Genomic DNA, 13,763 nt, shown 5'->3' with positions numbered 1-13,763 from the left:
CGAGGGTCCCGACTTCGCTGAAACTCGGGTACCGTAGATAGTCGAGTCCGTCGCGCCATCGCGCGACGGCGCAATGTGAATAGAGGAGGCCGGCATGGACATCGACCTCAGCGTCTTGCGTCTCATGGAGCGCGAGAAAGAGATCCCGTTCGACGAACTGGTGCACATCATCGAGCAGGCGATCCTGACCGCCTATCTGAAGCACACCAATCAAGCCGAGCACAAGCACGGGCACGGCCACACCGACGAGGTCCCGGGCGCCCGCGTGCACCTGGACCGCAAGACCGGCCATGTGAGCGTCTTCGTCCCGGAGCTGGACGACGAGGGCAACGTCGTCGGCGAGGCGGAGGACAGCCCGAGCGACTTCGGCCGCATCGCCGCGTTCGCCGCGAAGCAGGTCATCAACCAGCGTCTGCGCGACATCGCCGACGACGCCGTGCTCGGCGAGTTCCGCGGCCGCGAGGGCGACATCGTCGCCGGCGTGATCCAGCAGGGCCCGAACCCGCGCATGATCCACGTCGACCTGGGCAGCGTCGAGGCCATCCTCCCGCCCGAGGAGCAGGTGCCGGGCGAGGAGTACGCCCACGGGTCGCGCATCCGCGTCTACGTGACGAGCGTCTCGAAGGGGCCGAAGGGTCCGTCGATCATCGTGTCGCGCACCCACCCGGCCCTCGTGCGCAAGCTCTTCGCACTCGAGGTGCCCGAGATCGCCAGCGGCGTCGTCGAGATCGTCTCGCTCGCGCGCGAGGCCGGCCACCGCACCAAGATCGCCGTGCGGGCGACCGAGCCCGGCGTCAACGCCAAGGGCGCCTGCATCGGAGAGCTCGGCCAGCGCGTGCGCGCGGTGACCGCCGAGCTCAACAACGAGAAGATCGACATCGTCGACTACTCGTCCGATCTCGCGACGTTCGTCTCGAGCGCGCTGTCGCCGGCGAAGGTCACCAGCGCCTTCGTCATCGACGAGTCGCTCAAGGCCGTCCGTGCCCTCGTCCCCGACTACCAGCTGTCGCTCGCGATCGGCAAGGAGGGCCAGAACGCCCGCCTCGCCGCCAAGCTCACGGGCGCGAAGATCGACATCCAGCCGGATTCGATCCTGGATCGCGACTAGGTGCGCGCCGGGTCGCCCGGCGCGCGGGTGTAAGATGGAAGCTGTCAGAACGTGCGTCGGATGCCGTTCTCGCGCCCCCCGATCCTCTCTTCTGAGGATCGTCGCCCGGAATTTGGAACTCGTGGTGGATCACTCCGCCACGCTCCCCGGGCGAGGTGCGTGGCTGCATCCGGTCGACGAGTGTCTCGACAACGCCCTCAAGCGGCGGGCCTTCGGCCGGGCGCTGCGGGTGGAGAAAGCGCTCGACCCGACGGCCATCCGGGCCTACCTACGAGAACAGGCTGAAGAACCAGTGACTTCACATGAGTGACAACCGATGAGCGGCTCGAAATGAGTCCCGTCCGCTACTAACGCCTGCCCTGTCCGGGGTGGGCCCCAGACAGGAGAATTGTGGCTGCAAAACCACGCGTACACGAGGTCGCGAGCGAGCTCGGCGTCGACAGCAAAGTCGCGCTCGCGAAACTCAAGGAGATGGGCGAGTTCGTCAAGGGACCGTCCTCCAGCATCGAACCCCCGGTAGCCCGCAAGCTGCGTGCCGCCCTCGAGGCCGAAGGCCACACCTTCACGGCCGGTGGAACGCCCGACAAGGCGGCCACGGCCGCTCCGAAGGCACCGGCTCCCGGCCCGCGCCCGGCCGCCCCGCGCCCGCAGGCCGCCGAGCAGGAGGCCGAGAGCGGCGCTCCGAAGCCGCAGGCGCCGCTGTCCGTCGCCGAGCGCCAGGCCGCCGCCGAGAAGGCCGCTGCCGAGAAGGCCGCCGCTGAGAAGGCTGCTGCGCAGACCGCCTCGGAGGTCGCGCCCCAGGCCGGCGCCCCGGCCGACGGTCCGTCCGACGCCGCGAAGCCGTCGTCGGCTCCGCGCCCCGCCGGTGGTGCAGGCGCTGCCGGCGCCAGCGGCATCCCCCGCCCCGGCGCCCCGCGCCCCGGAAACAACCCCTACTCGTCCAACCAAGGCATGGGCCAGCGCCCGAGCACGCCGCGTCCGGGCAACAACCCGTTCTCGAGCTCGCAGGGCATGGGCCAGCGTCCGACCCCGAGCAACATCCCGCGTCCGGCTCCGCCGCGTCCGGGCTCGCCGCGCATCGGCGCGCCGGGTCAGGGTGGCGGCCAGGGTCGCCCCGGCGGCAACCGCCAGGGCGGCGGCGCTCGTCCCGGCTTCCAGCAGCGCCCGGGCGGCGCCGGCGGCGGCGCAGGGTTCCAGCGTCCCGGCGGCGGCGCGCCCGGTACGGCCGGAGGCTTCTCGGGCCCCCGTCCCGGCGGTGGCGGCGGTCGCGGTCGTGGACCGGGCGGCGGCACGGCCGGCGCGTTCGGTCGCGGTGGCGGCAAGAGCAAGGCCCGCAAGTCGAAGCGCGCGAAGCGCCAGGAATTCGAGATGCGGGAGGCCCCGTCGCTGGGCGGCGTGTCCGTTCCCCGCGGCGACGGCGGCACGGTCGTCCGACTGCGTCGTGGATCCTCGATCTCCGACTTCGCCGACAAGATCGACGCGAACCCCGCGTCGCTGGTCACCGTCCTCTTCCACCTGGGCGAGATGGCGACCGCGACCGAGTCGCTCGACGAGGCCACCTTCCAGATCCTCGGTGAGGAGCTGGGCTACAAGATCCAGGTCGTCTCGCCCGAGGACGAGGACAAGGAGCTCCTCGAGGGCTTCGACATCGACCTCGACGCCGAGCTGGAGAACGAGTCCGACGAGGACCTCGAGATCCGCCCGCCGGTGGTCACCGTCATGGGCCACGTCGACCACGGTAAGACGCGGCTCCTCGACGCCATCCGCAGCGCGAACGTCGTGGAGGGCGAGGCCGGCGGCATCACCCAGCACATCGGTGCCTACCAGGTGTGGACCGAGCACGAGAACATCGAGCGCGCGATCACCTTCATCGACACCCCGGGTCACGAGGCGTTCACCGCCATGCGTGCCCGTGGCGCGCAGGTGACCGACATCGCGATCCTCGTGGTCGCGGCCGACGACGGCATCATGCCGCAGACGGTGGAGGCGCTCAACCACGCCCAGGCGGCCGGCGTGCCGATCGTGGTCGCGGTCAACAAGATCGACAAGCCGGAGGCCAACCCGGCCAAGGTGCGTCAGCAGCTGACCGAGTTCGGTCTGGTGGCCGAGGAGTACGGCGGCGACGTCATGTTCGTCGACGTGTCGGCCCGCAACAACATCGGCATCCAGGACCTCCTGGACGCCGTGCTGCTCACCGCCGACGCCGGTCTCGACCTGCGTGCGAACCCGAACAAGGACGCCCGCGGTGTCGCGATCGAGGCCAAGCTCGACAAGGGCCGCGGCGCGGTCGCGACCGTGCTCATCCAGTCCGGAACGCTGCGCGTCGGCGACGCGATCGTCGCAGGCACCGCCTACGGCCGCGTGCGTGCCATGGCGGACGAGAACGGCGAGCCGGTCTACGAGGCCGCCCCGTCGCGTCCGGTCCAGGTGCAGGGTCTCTCCAGCGTCCCGCGCGCCGGAGACACCTTCCTCGTCACCGAGGAGGACCGCACCGCGCGTCAGATCGCCGAGAAGCGCGAGGCCGCGGAGCGCAACGCGCAGCTGGCGAAGGCCCGCAAGCGCATCTCGCTCGAGGACTTCACCCGCGCTCTGGAAGAGGGCAAGGTCGAGGCGCTCAACCTCATCATCAAGGGCGACGTGTCCGGTGCCGTGGAGGCGCTGGAGGAGTCGCTCATGAAGATCGAGGTCGACGACTCCGTGAGCCTGCGCATCCTGCACCGCGGTGTGGGTGCGATCACCGAGTCGGACATCGACCTGGCGACCATCGACAACGCGATCGTGATCGGCTTCAACGTCCGCCCGGACGTCAAGGCCCGCGAGCGCGCCGCCCGCGAGGGTGTCGACGTGCGCTTCTACTCGGTCATCTACAACGCGATCGAGGACATCGAGAACTCGCTCAAGGGCATGCTCAAGCCCGAGTTCGAAGAGGTCCAGTCGGGTGTGGCCGAGATCCGCGAGGTGTTCCGCTCCTCGAAGTTCGGCAACATCGCCGGTGTCATCGTCCGGTCCGGGACGATCACGCGCAACGCCAAGGCGCGCGTCATCCGCGACGGCGTCGTGGTGGGGGACAACCTCGCCATCGAGTCGCTGCGCCGGTTCAAGGACGACGTCACCGAGGTGCGTACGGACTTCGAAGCCGGTATCGGCCTCGGCAAGTACAACGACATCCAGATCGGCGACGAGATCGAGACGACCGAGCTTCGCGAGAAGCCCCGCGTCTGATTCGATGCTCAGAAGGCCCGGCGGTTGATCCGCCGGGCCTTCCGGCTTCACAACGAAGGAGAATTCTCATGGCCGACCCGGCACGCGCGAGGAAGCTCGCCGACAGAATCAAGGTCATCATCGCCAAGCGGCTCGACCGCGGCCTCCGCGATCCCCGTCTCGGCTTCGTGACGATCACGGACGTCCAGGTGACGGGCGATCTGCAGCACGCGACCGTGTTCTACACGGTCTACGGCACCGACGAGGAGCGCACGGACACGGCGGCGGCCCTCAAGGCCGCGACCGGCATGCTCCGCAGCGAGGTCGGCAAGAACATCACGGCACGCCTCACGCCGACGCTCGAGTTCCAGCTCGACGCCATCCCGGAGAACGCGGCCCACATCGAGGACCTGCTGCGCGAGGCGCAGAAGCGCGACACCGAGGTGGCCGGCCTGGCCTCCGGCGCGTCGTACGCCGGCGACGAGGACCCGTACGTCAAGCCCCGCGACTTCGATGAGGACGACGAAGAGGAGTGACGTCGAAGTTCATGTCGTGGCGCTCATTCCGAGCGAGTTGGCCGCCACGACGTGAACTTCGACGGGCTTCGGACAGGCGGGCTTCAGGGGAGCGTGTAGCCGCCCTGTGCCCGGACGGCCAGGCCGTCGGCGAGCAGACCCGCGAGCGCGCGATCGCGCTGGGCCGCATCCGGCCAGACGGCCTCGAGCTCGTCACCGGTCACCGGGATGTGCGACCCGCGCAGCTCCGCCATGATGAGGCCGCGCACCTGGCGGTCACTGCCCTCGTACTTCTTCTGGACGGCTTTGCGCGGTCCGTCGTAGGCCGGATAGCCGGCCGCGCGCCAGGCGCACCTCTCGAGCAGGGGGCACTCGTCGCAGCGGGGCGTGCGGGCGACGCAGACGATCGCGCCGAGCTCCATCATCCCGGCGTTGAAGGCGGCGGCCGCCGGCCGCTCGACCGGGAGCAGCGCCTCCATCGCGGCGAGATCCCGCCGTGCACTCGGCGGCCCGGGCTCGGCCTGGCCGTCGACGGCCCGTGCGATGACACGACGGATGTTCGTGTCCACGACCGGATGCCGGTTGCCGTAGGCGAACACGGCGACGGCCCGTGCCGTGTAGTCCCCGATCCCGGGCAGCGCGAGCAGCGCATCCACATCCTCCGGGACGATGCCGCCGTGCTGGTCGGTGATGGCGACGGCCGCGGCGTGCAGCCAGAGGGCGCGGCGCGGGTAGCCGAGCGATTGCCAGGCCCGCACCGCCTCTCCCGACGGCACGGCCGCGAGATCGGCGGGTGTCGGCCATCGGGTCAGCCACTCCTCGAGGCGCGGGATGACGCGGGCGACGGGGGTCTGCTGCAGCATGAACTCGCTCACCAGGGTTCCCCAGGCGGTGAAGCCGTCGCGACGCCACGGGAGGTCGCGGCGGTTGGCGTGGTACCAGTCGACGACGGTCTCGGCGAAGGTGTCACGCATCCTCCGAGGCTACTGCCTGGTCGCCCGGCCTATGCTCGTGGCATGAGACTGCCTCCGACTCCGCGCGTGCTGCTCCTGCGGGATGTGGTGGGGACGATCCGCGCGCATGCGCCGGTCGGCCGGGTGGTGGTCGCGGTCGACGGTGGAGGCGGCACCGCGCCGTTCGCCGACGACCTGGCGGACGTGTTCCGCGAGGGCGGGTCGGACGCCGTCCGGGCGTCGATCGGCGACTTCCACCGCTCGCGTGCCGACCGCACGCGATTCGGCCGGGAGACCCCCGAGGACTACTACCGCTCGTCGTTCGACTACGTGACGTTGCGGCGGGTCCTCCTCGATCCGTTCCGCCTGGCCGGCAGCGCCGGCTTCCAGACGGCCGCGTTCGACGAAGCCAGGGACGTGCCGGTGGAGAGCAGCTGGGAGACGGCCGGACCGGATGCGGTGCTCGTCATCGACGGGGAGTTCCTGCTGCGGCCGGAGCTGCGCGGCGAATGGAGTGCGTCCGTGCTGCTCGTGAACGCCCCCGAGTGGGAGCTGTACGAAGCGGAGGCCCGGCCGCGCGCGTTCGCGGACATCCTCGTCGACGACTCCGACCCGGCCGACCCGGCGCGAGTGAGCCGCTGAACGGGCGGCTCGGCGCCTCGGCAGAGCGTCAGCGCGACAGGAGCGGACGCAGGCGCGTGGCGACGGCCTCCGGAGCGACGAACGCGCCGGTTCGCTCCACCTCGTGCACGAGCGCAGTGAGTTGGGCGTTGACCGGCGCTTCGCGGCCCAGGGCCTCCGCCTCCTGGACGACCGCGCCGTTGAGGTAGTCGATCTCGCTGCGCTGACCGCGGCGGATGCTCTGGAGCGTCGATCCCGGGTTCGGCGTCGATCCCATCCGGCGCTTCATGAGCAGCGGCACGATCTGAGCGGCCCAGCGCGGAGCGCGGGCGACGAAGCGCAGGATGCGGTCGTCGAGTCCCTGGATCGCGCCGTAGCGGATGCCGCGGTCGAGTCCGACGCGGGTCGCCTCCTGCATGCTCGCGGTGATGACCGCGCGCAGTCTTCCGTCGCCGAGCGTCTGCTGCGCGCTCAGGCCGGTGATGGCGGGCATGGCGTTGACCTGGTTGACGATCAGCTTCGTCCACTGGCAGCCGGTGAAGTTGTCGACGGCGAAGGCGGGCATCGCCGCGTCCAGGATGCGGGCGGCGTCGACGGCGGCCTCCGGGGGAGGCCCGTCTCCGGCACCGAGGTAGGTGTTCGCCGTGGTCGTGACCGTGATGCGGCCGGGGGAGAGGTAGCTGGAGGCGTAGAGGGCGAGTGCGCCGACGCAGTCGGAGTCCGGAAGCAGCTCCGTCGCCTGGCGGAGGCCGGCGAGGCCGTTCTGCACGACGACGACCGTGATGCCGCGCAGCAGGTGCGCGTTGTCCTCGATCGCGGAGCGGGCGTCCTGCGCCTTCGTGCAGAGGAAGACCAGTTCCGGCGTCGACTGCAAGGTCTCGGCGGCCTCCACCCGGGCGGTGTGCTCGCCCCAGCCGCCGTCGAGCCGGAGGCCCTCCGCACGGATGGCCGCCAGATGCTCGCCCCGGGCGGTCACCTCGACGATGTGTCCGACGCGGTCGAGCAGCGCCGCGACGGCGCCGCCGATCGCTCCTGCTCCGATGACCCCGATGCGCACGCCGTCCAGCCTACGTCGAGTGCGACGGGCGGGACGGCGTGCGGGGCGGAGTGTGGCACGGAGCGCTGCGCTCAGGCGACCGGGATCGCGGTGGGCGGATCGGCCACGGCGGAGCCGGCGGCGGTCACGTCCGCCGTTGCGGCGTGGTCGGCCTCAGCCGCCGCGGCGAGCCGGGCGGCGAGCCGGGCGGCGAGCCGCCGGCCCGGCAGGGCGAGCGCGATGACGGCGGCGAGGGCGAGGGCGGCGGCGCCGACCCACACGGCCGGGATGGCCGCATCCACGTAGCCCGTCGGGGTCAGGGTCCCGCCGGCTCCGGTGAAGACCGCGGTCAGCACGGCGACGCCGAGTGCGACGCCGATCTCGCGGAGTGTGGAGTTCGCCCCCGACGCCTTCGCGTGGTCCGCGGGGCGCATGTTGGCCAGGACGGCCGTCGAGCTGGGGGCGAAGACGAGCCCCATGCCGATCCCGGCGAGCAGGAACGGCGGCCAGATCTGCGAGTAGGCGACCGTCGCCGACAGCGTCAGCGCGATCCACCCCATCGAGACGGTGAGCAGAACGAGTCCGATGACGATCGGCAGGCGCGTGCCGGTCCGCGACGACACCAGTCCGGTCAACGGGGCGACCACCATCGGGGCCAGCGTCCACGGCATCGTCATCACGCCCGCTTCGAGCGGGGTGTGGCCCTGCACGACCTGGAGGAACTGGATGAGGATGAACACGGCGCCGAAGATGCCGAAGCTGAACGTCATGCCGACGAGGTTCGCCGCGGTGAAGCTGCGGTCGCGGAACAGCCGGAGCGGGAGCAGCGGGGAGGACGTGCGCGACTCCCAGAGCACGAAGGCGGCGAGCAGCACGGCGCCGCCGATCAGCGAGACGAGCACCTCGGCGCTGTCCCAGCCCGCGTCGTTGCCGCGGACGATTCCATAGACCAGCCCGAAGACGCCGGGCGCGGCCAGGAGGAGTCCGACGATGTCGGAGCGCACCCGCGCGCCGAAGCTGTTCGGCAGGGCGAGGAGCACGAGCGGAACGGCGATGACGCCGAGCGGGACGTTGAGCCAGAAGATGGCCTGCCAGTTCCAGCCCTCGACGACCGCGCCGCCGATGAGCGGGCCCAGCGCGACGCCGAGGCCGGAGATGCCGCCCCAGATGCCGATGGCGGCCGGGCGCAGTCGCGCGCTCACGCTGCCCGCGAGGAGGGTGAGGGACAGGGGGAGGAGGGCTGCGGCTCCGGCTCCCTGGACGGCGCGGGCGGCGATCAGCATCCAGGGCTCGGTGGCGAGGGCGGCCGCCGCGCTGGAGAGCGTGAAGACGACGATGCCGCCGAGGAACACGCTGCGCCGGCCGAACCGGTCGCCGAGTCCGACGGCCATGAGCATGAGGGTCGCGAAGCTGAGGGTGTACGCGTTGACGACCCACTGCAGCTCCTCGATGGAGGCGCTGAGGTCGCGGGCGATGACGGGGAGTGCGCTGGTGACGACGAGGTTGTCGAGGGTCGCCATGAACATCGGCAGGGAGGCCGCCACGATGGCGAGCCACACCGGGATGCGCCGGCCGGCGATGGTCCGGGCCGGGGCGAGATCTGTTGCGGTCATGGAGCGGGTGTCCTGTTCTCGGATCGGGGGTCAGATCGAGGTAGTAATCGAATGATTACTCCGGACTTTAGTAATCGACTGATAACCTGTCAAGTGTGACGGACAAGATCAGCGAACGGATCCCCTCGGCCGAGCGCCGCGAGCAGATCCTCGGCGCCGCGGGCCGCGTCTTCGGAGAGCGCGGCTACTTCGGCGCCACCACGGACCAGATCGCCAAAGCCGCCGGCATCAGCCAGCCCTATGTGGTGCGGATGTTCGGCGGCAAGGAGAACCTCTTCGTCGAGGTGCTGGGCCGGGCGCTCGACACGCTGCTCGTCGCCTTCACCGAGACGATCGCGGAGTGGAACGCCCAGGGCCGACCCGCGGCCGGCTCGATCAGCGAGCGCAAGGAGATCAGCCGCCGCCTGGGCCTCACGTACGTCAACCTGATCGAGGACCGCGGCATCCTGCTGTCGCTGATGCAGGCGTTCGGCATGGGACACGACCCGGTCATCGGCGGCAAGGCGCGCGAAGGCTTCATCTCGATCTACCGCATGCTGCGCGAAGACGCCGGCTTCGAGGCCGACGACGCACGGTCGTTCCTCGCCGAGGGGATGCTGCTGAACACCCTTCTCGGGCTCCGCCTGCCCGACGAATACGGCGACGACCCCTGCGCCACGGAACTGCTCGAGAGCACCTTCCGCACCAAGCTCCAGCTCGTGCTCGACACGACGGGGGCCGACGCGTGACCGGCAGCGGCCTGCTGCTGGTCGACAAGCCCGGCGGCATGACCAGCCACGATGTGGTGTCGCGCGTACGGCGGCTCGCCGGGACCCGCAAGGTCGGCCACGCCGGGACGCTCGACCCGATGGCGACGGGCCTGCTGATCGTCGGCGTCAACTCCTCGACGCGCCTCCTGACCTACATCGTCGGGGCCGACAAGGAGTACCTGGCCACCATCCGCCTCGGCTCCGCGACGACGACGGACGACGCCGAGGGGGAGGAGACCGCCCGTGCGGACGCCGAGGCGCTCGCCGCGGTCGCCGACGAGGGCATCCACGCCGGCATCGCAGACCTCACCGGCGAGCTGCAGCAGATCCCGAGCTCGGTCAGCGCGATCAAGGTCGATGGCAAGCGCGCCTACGCCCGCGTGCGTGCGGGCGAGGAGGTCGTGCTGAAACCCCGCGCCGTCACCGTCAGCGAGTTCGAGCTGCTCGCGCAGCGCCGCACCCCGGACGCCATCGACCTGGACGTGCGCGTGGTCTGCTCCTCCGGCACCTACATCCGCTCCCTGGCCCGCGACCTCGGTGCGGGGCTCGGTGTCGGCGGCCACCTGTCGGCCCTCCGGCGCACGCGCATCGGCGACTACGACGTGCGCGACGCCCACGACCTCGATACGCTCGATCCGGAGACGGCGCTGCTGCCCGCGGTGGACGCCGCGACGGCGCTGTTCGATCGCCTCGACCTCACCGAGGAGCAGGCCATCGACCTCACACACGGCCGCCGCATCCACATCGCCGACCGGGAGGGGCCGGGCGGCGTCCCGGTCGCGGCCGTCGCCCCGACCGGTCACCTGGTGGGGCTCGTCGAGTTCCGCGGAAAGGAAGCACGGACCCTCGTGAATTTCCCGACGGACGAGATCGTCACGGCATGATCGAATGGTTCACCGCGGTCCAGGTGATCGTCGCCTGCGCCGCCGGACTCCTGTGCCTCGTGCTCGGCTTCGCCGGCCGCGTCCCGAACGATCTCACGATGGGCGCGGTCGCCCTGGTGGAGGTGCTGCTGCTCGCGCAGCTCGTCGTCACGATCGTGGCCCCGCCGGCCGGCAACGAGCCGAGCGGCAGCCTCCCCGAGTTCTACATCTACCTGATCTCGGCGATCATCCTCCCGGCCGCCGGCGGGTTCTGGGCGCTGATCGAGCGCAACCGCTGGAGCACCGTGATCCTGGGCGGCGTCTGCCTCGCGATCGCGGTCATGGTGTACCGGATGGGTCAGATCTGGTTCGTGCAGGGCGCATGACGACGGCCGGGCCGCGCGTGCACCGCGGGCGAGAATAGAATCGTCTTCGATGTCTCCCCTCACTTCGTCCGCGAGCGAGCGCGCCCAGCGTTCGCCCTCCCGGCGCATCTCCGGCATCGGCCGGGTGCTCGTCTTCGTCTACGGCGTCCTGGCGCTGGCAGCGACCGGCCGCAGCGTCTTCCAGATCATCGACCGCTTCGACGAGGCGCCGGTCGCCTTCACCCTGTCGGCCGTCGCCGCCGTCGTCTACATCGTCGCCACCATCGCCCTGGTCGCGCCGGGGCGGGTCTGGTACCGGGTCGCCTGGATCACCATCACCTTCGAACTGGTCGGCGTCCTGGTCATCGGCTCGCTGAGCCTCTTCGCCCCCGCCGCCCTCGGCCTGCACGACGTCGACCCGTTCGGGCGCGATGCGACCGTCTGGTCGGTCTACGGGATGGGCTACCTCTTCATCCCGCTGGTGCTCCCGATCCTCGGTCTGACCTGGCTGCGCGGCCACCGCCCCCGGACGGACGCATCGTGAAGATCTTCCGCGGCGTCGACGAGGTGCCGGACGGCTTCGGGCCGAGCGCCGTCACGATCGGCAAGTTCGACGGGGTCCACTCGGGCCACCGTGCGGTCATCGCCCGGCTGCGGGAGGTCGCGGCCGACCGCGGTCTGACCGCCGCGGTGATCACCTTCGACCGCAACCCGCTCGAGCTGATCGCGCCCGAGAAGTGCCCGGCGTCGCTGGTCAGCAACGGGCAGAAGCTCGACCTGCTCGCCGGCACGGGGATCGACGCGACGCTGATGGTCGCCTTCGACCGTGCGCTCGCCGACCTGGAGCCCGAGGAGTTCGTCCACCGCATCCTGGTCGACCGCCTCCACGCCGCCGAGGTGCTCGTCGGCAGCGACTTCCGCTTCGGCCACCGCGGCGCGGGCGACGTGGCGCTGCTGCGCGAGCTGGGAGAGAAGTACGGCTTCGCCGTGGAGCTCATCGACGACGTCCGGCCGGAGCACGGCCGCCGGGTCTCGTCCACGTGGATCCGCGAGCTGCTCGCCGACGGAGACGTGGCGCACGCCGGTGAGCTGCTCGGCCACGTGCCGACCCTGCGCGGTGTCGTCGTGCACGGAGCCGCCCGCGGCCGCGAGCTCGGCTACCCGACCGCCAACCTCTCTCCGGAGTCGGAGGGCCTGGTCCCGGCGGACGGCGTCTACGCCGGCTGGCTCACCGATGGCGGCGAGACCTACCCCGCCGCCATCTCGGTCGGCAACAACCCGACCTTCGAGGGCGTCCCGCACAAGCAGGTCGAGGCGTACGTGCTCGACCGCGAGCTCGACCTCTACGGCCACTGCGTCGAGGTGTCGTTCGTGCAGCGCATCCGCGGGATGGTCGCCTACCAGGGCGTCGAGCCTCTGATCGCCCAGATCGCCGCCGACGTCGACCAGGCGCGCGGCATCCTCTCGGCCGAGCCGGCGTGAGCGCGTCCGCGCCGCCCGGCGCGCGACCGCTCTGGCAGGGGCGCGCCATCGCGCTCGTCGGCATCCTGCTCGTCGCCGCGAACCTCCGCACCGCCGTCGCGGCGCTCTCGCCCATCTACGCTGAGATCCGCGCCGAGTTCCCCGTCTCGAGTCTGGGCGTCGGTCTGCTCGGGATGCTGCCCCCGATCTGCTTCGCGGTCTTCGGGCTGATCGCGCCGTCGTTCACGCGGCGCCTCAGTCTCGAAGCGGTCATGCTGAGCGCGCTCGGAGTCATGCTGGCCGGGCACCTGCTGCGGGCCGCGGCGCCGTCGTTCGTCGTGCTGGCGCTCGGCTCCGCGCTCACCTTCGCCGGGATGGGCGTCGGCAACGTGCTCCTGCCGCCGCTCGTCAAGCGCTACTTCCCCGATCGCATCGGGCTCGTGACCTCGCTCTACGCGACGGTGATGTCGGTGAGCACGCTGCTTCCCCCGCTGATCGCGGTGCCGGTGGCCGATGCCGCCGGGTGGCACGTCTCCGTCGGGATGTGGGCGATCGTGAGCCTGCTCGCCGTGCTCCCGTGGCTGCGGATCCTCGTCTCGCACCGGCCCGCGCATCCCGCGCACGACGTCGAGGTGGAGGGGGCGCCTCCCGCGATGGCGGGACGGGTGTGGCACTCGCCCCTGGCGTGGGCGATGGCCGTGGTCTTCGCCGTGTCCAGCCTCAACGCTTACGCGATGTTCGCGTGGCTGCCGCAGATCCTCCACGACGTCGCCGGCACGCCGCCGGCGGAGGCGGGCGCCCTGCTCTCGGTGTACGCGGGAATGGGCATCCCGGCCGGACTGCTGGTGCCGCTGCTGGCCTCCCGGCTCCGCAGCGTCGCCGGGCTCATCTATGCCGCAGTGGCCTTCTTCATCGCGGGATACCTCGGGCTGATCCTCGCCCCCGGCACGGCGACGTGGCTGTGGGTGACCTTCGCCGGGCTGGGGCCGCTGCTCTTCCCGCTCGTGCTCGTCCTCATCAACATGCGCACGCGCACGCACGCCGGCTCCGTCGCGCTGAGCGGCTTCACCCAGGGGCTGGGCTACACGCTCGGCGCGCTCGGACCGCTGGTCGTGGGCGTGCTGCACCAGACGACGGGCGGCTGGACCGTGCCACTCATCGTCCTCACGGCGACGGCGCTCGCGGCGGCGGCGGCCGGCGCGATCGTCGCGCGCCCCCGCGCCCTCGAAGACCGCCGCTGAAACGCGCCGAGAAGGCGAATTCTTCGCCGCCTCGGCA

The 13,763-nt window shown here is 71.2% G+C and carries 14 protein-coding genes; 11 read left to right on the top strand and 3 right to left on the bottom strand.

Translation table 11 applies throughout. The features are described from left to right. The first annotated feature begins 94 nt into the window (after positions 1 to 94). From nusA to rbfA, 4 genes are all read left to right on the top strand, one after another. Complete coding sequence (gene nusA / locus ACFVU2_RS12645; RefSeq protein ID WP_387874685.1) at positions 95 to 1,108, top strand: transcription termination factor NusA; 1,014 nt, start codon at positions 95 to 97, stop codon at positions 1,106 to 1,108. Positions 1,109 to 1,142: 34 nt separating this feature from the next. Next, positions 1,143 to 1,418, top strand: a complete 276-nt coding sequence (locus tag ACFVU2_RS12640) for a YlxR family protein (protein WP_387874683.1) — start codon at positions 1,143 to 1,145, stop codon at positions 1,416 to 1,418. Positions 1,419 to 1,498: 80 nt separating this feature from the next. Next, positions 1,499 to 4,330 carry a translation initiation factor IF-2 gene (gene infB, locus ACFVU2_RS12635; protein ID WP_387874681.1) on the top strand — a complete coding sequence of 944 codons (2,832 nt, stop codon included), beginning with the start codon at positions 1,499 to 1,501 and terminating at the stop codon, positions 4,328 to 4,330. A gap of 68 nt (positions 4,331 to 4,398) precedes the next feature. Beyond that, complete coding sequence (gene rbfA, locus ACFVU2_RS12630) at positions 4,399 to 4,845, top strand: 30S ribosome-binding factor RbfA (protein ID WP_387874678.1); 447 nt, start codon at positions 4,399 to 4,401, stop codon at positions 4,843 to 4,845. Positions 4,846 to 4,928: 83 nt separating this feature from the next. Here rbfA and ACFVU2_RS12625 read toward each other — a convergent pair whose 3' ends face one another. After that, positions 4,929 to 5,798 (bottom strand): A/G-specific adenine glycosylase, encoded by an 870-nt coding sequence (locus tag ACFVU2_RS12625; RefSeq protein WP_387874676.1) that lies wholly within the window; start codon positions 5,796 to 5,798, stop codon positions 4,929 to 4,931. Between the two features lie 42 nt (positions 5,799 to 5,840). Here ACFVU2_RS12625 and ACFVU2_RS12620 point away from each other — a divergent pair, with 42 nt between their 5' ends. Next, entirely contained in the window at positions 5,841 to 6,419 is a 579-nt protein-coding gene (locus ACFVU2_RS12620) for a hypothetical protein (protein WP_387874675.1), read from the top strand. 28 nt (positions 6,420 to 6,447) lie between these two features. On the opposite strand, the gene ACFVU2_RS12615 is transcribed toward ACFVU2_RS12620, so the two are convergent. Both ACFVU2_RS12615 and ACFVU2_RS12610 read right to left on the bottom strand, forming a co-directional pair. Further along, on the bottom strand, positions 6,448 to 7,455 hold the full coding sequence (locus tag ACFVU2_RS12615; protein WP_387874673.1) for a ketopantoate reductase family protein: 1,008 nt from the start codon (positions 7,453 to 7,455) through the stop codon (positions 6,448 to 6,450). Positions 7,456 to 7,526: 71 nt separating this feature from the next. Then, positions 7,527 to 9,047 (bottom strand): DHA2 family efflux MFS transporter permease subunit, encoded by a 1,521-nt coding sequence (locus ACFVU2_RS12610; RefSeq protein ID WP_387874671.1) that lies wholly within the window; start codon positions 9,045 to 9,047, stop codon positions 7,527 to 7,529. 95 nt (positions 9,048 to 9,142) lie between these two features. Here ACFVU2_RS12610 and ACFVU2_RS12605 point away from each other — a divergent pair, with 95 nt between their 5' ends. The 6 genes from ACFVU2_RS12605 to ACFVU2_RS12580 are packed head-to-tail and all read left to right on the top strand — an operon-like array spanning position 9,143 to position 13,726. Next, on the top strand, positions 9,143 to 9,775 hold the full coding sequence (locus ACFVU2_RS12605) for a TetR/AcrR family transcriptional regulator (RefSeq protein WP_387874668.1): 633 nt from the start codon (positions 9,143 to 9,145) through the stop codon (positions 9,773 to 9,775). Beyond that, positions 9,772 to 10,680: a tRNA pseudouridine(55) synthase TruB gene (gene truB, locus ACFVU2_RS12600; RefSeq protein WP_387874666.1), complete on the top strand. Its 909-nt coding sequence runs from the start codon at positions 9,772 to 9,774 to the stop codon at positions 10,678 to 10,680. The genes ACFVU2_RS12605 and truB overlap by 4 nt, the downstream gene beginning before the upstream one ends. Beyond that, a complete protein-coding gene (locus tag ACFVU2_RS12595) occupies positions 10,677 to 11,045 on the top strand; it encodes a hypothetical protein (RefSeq protein ID WP_387874665.1) in 369 nt (122 codons plus the stop codon). The genes truB and ACFVU2_RS12595 overlap by 4 nt, the downstream gene beginning before the upstream one ends. A gap of 49 nt (positions 11,046 to 11,094) precedes the next feature. After that, positions 11,095 to 11,568 (top strand): hypothetical protein, encoded by a 474-nt coding sequence (locus tag ACFVU2_RS12590; RefSeq protein ID WP_387874664.1) that lies wholly within the window; start codon positions 11,095 to 11,097, stop codon positions 11,566 to 11,568. Further along, complete coding sequence (locus ACFVU2_RS12585) at positions 11,565 to 12,506, top strand: bifunctional riboflavin kinase/FAD synthetase (RefSeq protein WP_387874661.1); 942 nt, start codon at positions 11,565 to 11,567, stop codon at positions 12,504 to 12,506. The genes ACFVU2_RS12590 and ACFVU2_RS12585 overlap by 4 nt, the downstream gene beginning before the upstream one ends. Next, on the top strand, positions 12,503 to 13,726 hold the full coding sequence (locus ACFVU2_RS12580; protein ID WP_387874659.1) for a CynX/NimT family MFS transporter: 1,224 nt from the start codon (positions 12,503 to 12,505) through the stop codon (positions 13,724 to 13,726). Before ACFVU2_RS12585 ends, ACFVU2_RS12580 begins: the two co-directional genes overlap by 4 nt. Positions 13,727 to 13,763 lie beyond the last annotated feature (37 nt).

This window comes from Leifsonia sp. NPDC058194 (assembly GCF_042883605.1).
Taxonomy (GTDB): domain Bacteria; phylum Actinomycetota; class Actinomycetes; order Actinomycetales; family Microbacteriaceae; genus Leifsonia.
Note: the sequence above shows the minus strand (reverse complement) of the source record. Positions and strands in the feature narration are given on the sequence as shown.

Bases quoted from the DNA above. Each gene is read 5' to 3' on its own strand.
- ACFVU2_RS12620 (WP_387874675.1), top strand. From the start codon at position 5,841: ATGAGACTGCCTCCGACTCCGCGCGTGCTGCTCCTGCGGGATGTGGTG.
- nusA (WP_387874685.1), top strand. From the start codon at position 95: ATGGACATCGACCTCAGCGTCTTGCGTCTCATGGAGCGCGAGAAAGAG.
- ACFVU2_RS12595 (WP_387874665.1), top strand. From the start codon at position 10,677: ATGATCGAATGGTTCACCGCGGTCCAGGTGATCGTCGCCTGCGCCGCC.
- ACFVU2_RS12625 (WP_387874676.1), bottom strand. From the start codon at position 5,798: ATGCGTGACACCTTCGCCGAGACCGTCGTCGACTGGTACCACGCCAAC.
- rbfA (WP_387874678.1), top strand. From the start codon at position 4,399: ATGGCCGACCCGGCACGCGCGAGGAAGCTCGCCGACAGAATCAAGGTC.
- ACFVU2_RS12640 (WP_387874683.1), top strand. From the start codon at position 1,143: ATGGAAGCTGTCAGAACGTGCGTCGGATGCCGTTCTCGCGCCCCCCGA.
- ACFVU2_RS12610 (WP_387874671.1), bottom strand. From the start codon at position 9,047: ATGACCGCAACAGATCTCGCCCCGGCCCGGACCATCGCCGGCCGGCGC.
- ACFVU2_RS12590 (WP_387874664.1), top strand. From the start codon at position 11,095: ATGTCTCCCCTCACTTCGTCCGCGAGCGAGCGCGCCCAGCGTTCGCCC.